Below are 2,479 nucleotides of genomic sequence, written 5' to 3' on the forward strand. Positions count from 1 at the left end.
GTAAGCGGCGGCTGCGCCCCACGTTGTAGATGAGCTCCGGCACTGCGAGGTGATACCCATCTCATGATGGGGAGTGCGTTTCGCAATGTGCGCGACAAATTCGTTTCTCAGATCTCTGGGCGTCGAGATCTACGGGTCAGGTCACCGGCGCTGGCCGGACGACGTGAAGGCTCGTGCTGTGGCGGAAACTTTGGAGCCGGGGGCGACTGTGAATGCGGTTGCCGGTCAGTATGGCATCCGCCCGAACCAGCTCTCGGCTTGGCGGCGTCTGGCAAAGCAGGGGCAGCTGGTTCTCCCTGCGGCGGAGCTCGGAGAGCCGGCCTTCGCGCCTCTGGTCATTTGCGATCCGACGGAGACGCCCAAGCCTTCCGACGCGAAGCCCCAGCAGGTGATCCGGATCGTCAAGGGAACGACCCGGATAGAGCTGTCGCCCGACACGTCGGCAGATCGGATCGCCGCGATCGTGCGTGCTCTGGAAGCGCCCACATGCTGATGCCGTCCCAAGGGGTCCGCATCCTGGTGGCGACGAAGCCGGTAGACTTCCGCAAGGGGCATGATGGCCTGGCAGCCCTGGTGCAGTCGACCTTGGCCGAAGATCCGTTCACCGGGACGGTCTTCATCTTCCGAGCGAAGCGCGCAGATCGGATGAAGATCCTGTTCTGGGACGGCAGCGGTCTCGTCATGGCTTACAAACGGCTGGAGGAGAGCACCTTCACCTGGCCCGCGATCCGGGATGGTGCGATGACCCTGAACCGCGCCCAGTTCGAAGCGCTGTTCGCCGGGCTGGACTGGCGGCGAGTGCGGTCTCTGGAGGCGCGCACCCCCGCTGTGGCAGAGTGACTCAGGGCGGGAAAAGCCGGCCCGACGAAGGCAGGAGCGGGGTATGATCCCGCCATGTCCAGCGCCCCATCCCTCGATCTGTCGGCCATTCCGAAAGACCAGCGTGACGCTGTTCTGGCCGTGCTGCGCGAGCGCGATGCACTCAGGGAAGCCAACAAACGCCTCGAGCACCTCGTCGCCGAGCTGAACCAGGTCGTGCATGGCAAAAGGTCCGAGAAACTGAGTGAGGACGAGCGGCAGCTGGCCTTCGAAGATCTGGAAACTGCCGTCGCCGAGGCAGAGGCCCAGCAGGATGAAGACGCCCCGGCCTCGTCCGGTCCGCGGCGATCCAAGGTCGCCCGCCGCAATCGGGGCAATCTGCCTGAGAGCCTCCCCCGGATCGAGCAGGTGATCGAGCCGGCCAGCCTGGAGTGTCCCTGCGGCTGCGGCACGATGCACCGGATCGGCGAGGACCGCAGCGAGCGGCTGGACATCGTGCCGGCCCAGCTCCGCGTCCTCGTGACGGTTCGACCCAAGTATGCCTGCCGTGCCTGCGCCGAAGGGGTCACCCAGGCGCCAACCCCTGCCTTCCTGATCGAGGGTGGGCTGCCGACCGAGGGCGCCATTGCGCATGTGCTCGTCGCCAAGTTCGCCGACCATTTGCCTCTCTATCGCCAGAGCCAGATCCTCGCGCGTTCCGGGATCGACCTTCAGCGCAGCACGCTCGCCGATTGGGTCGGCACGGCGGCCTTCCACCTTGCCCCGGTGGTCGACCGGCTCGCCGAGCACCTGAAGGGCTCGGGCAAGCTCTTCATGGACGAAACGACGGCGCCGGTTCTGGAGCCCGGCCGAGGCAGGACGAAGACTGGCTTCCTCTGGGCGCTGGCCCGAGATGATCGGGGCTGGGGCGGCGATGACCCGCCCGGCGTGGTCTTCACTTACCGCCCGAGCCGCGCCGGCGTGAACGCGGAGCAGATCCTGCAGGGCTTCGACGGCATCCTGCAGCTGGACGGCTATCCCGGCTACGATCGGCTGACGCGCCCCTCGCGCACGGGCGGCGCGCCGATCACGGTTGCGCACTGCTGGGCACATGCCCGCCGGAAGCTGAAGGAAGTCTTCGACCGTGATGGATCGGAGATCGCCGCCGAGGGGCTGCGCCGGATCGCCGAGTTCTACCGGATCGAGACCGAGATCCGCGGCATGGGACCGGGACAGCGCCTGTCGGCGAGACAGACACGCACCGCGCCGCTGGTGGCCGAGTTCGGCGAATGGTTGCAGAGCCAGCGCCGCCGGATCTCCGCCAAGTCCCGCCTCGGTGAGAAACTCGCCTACATCCACCGGCAGTGGGACGGGCTACAGACCTTCCTGCAGGACGGACGCGTCGAGATCGACTCCAATGCCGTGGAGAATCTCATCAGGCCGATCGCCCTGACGCGGAAGAATGCACTCTTCGCCGGCCACGACGAAGGTGGTCGGACCTGGGGCCGCATCGCCTCGCTCATCGCCACAGCAAAGATCAATGAAGTCGAACCCTTTGCCTATCTCAAGGCGACGCTCGAGGCGATCGCGGCAGGGCATCCCGCGAACCGGATCGACGAGTTGCTACCCTGGAACTTCAAGCCGTCGAGCTGAACTCCGATGGGGCGTAGACGCCGCTTAC

The 2,479-nt window shown here is 66.3% G+C and carries 3 protein-coding genes; all 3 read left to right on the forward strand.

All coding sequences use genetic code 11. From position 1 onward, the window contains the following. The first annotated feature begins 73 nt into the window (after window positions 1-73). The 3 genes from tnpA to tnpC are packed head-to-tail and all read left to right on the forward strand — an operon-like array spanning window position 74 to window position 2,451. Window positions 74-493 carry an IS66-like element accessory protein TnpA gene (tnpA, locus tag C8N44_RS24255; protein ID WP_373282755.1) on the forward strand — a complete coding sequence of 140 codons (420 nt, stop codon included), beginning with the start codon at window positions 74-76 and terminating at the stop codon, window positions 491-493. Further along, window positions 487-840, forward strand: a complete 354-nt coding sequence (gene tnpB, locus C8N44_RS22940) for an IS66 family insertion sequence element accessory protein TnpB (protein ID WP_107978993.1) — start codon at window positions 487-489, stop codon at window positions 838-840. Before tnpA ends, tnpB begins: the two co-directional genes overlap by 7 nt. 54 nt (window positions 841-894) lie before the next feature. Continuing rightward, complete coding sequence (tnpC, locus tag C8N44_RS22945; RefSeq protein ID WP_107978994.1) at window positions 895-2,451, forward strand: IS66 family transposase; 1,557 nt, start codon at window positions 895-897, stop codon at window positions 2,449-2,451. Window positions 2,452-2,479 lie beyond the last annotated feature (28 nt).

The sequence above is a fragment of the Allosediminivita pacifica genome, assembly GCF_003054175.1.
Classification (GTDB): Bacteria; Pseudomonadota; Alphaproteobacteria; order Rhodobacterales; family Rhodobacteraceae; genus Allosediminivita; species Allosediminivita pacifica.

Excerpts from the sequence above, each read along its gene's own strand:
- tnpB (WP_107978993.1), top strand. The coding sequence starts at position 487 with ATGCTGATGCCGTCCCAAGGGGTCCGCATCCTGGTGGCGACGAAGCCG.
- tnpC (WP_107978994.1), top strand. The coding sequence starts at position 895 with ATGTCCAGCGCCCCATCCCTCGATCTGTCGGCCATTCCGAAAGACCAG.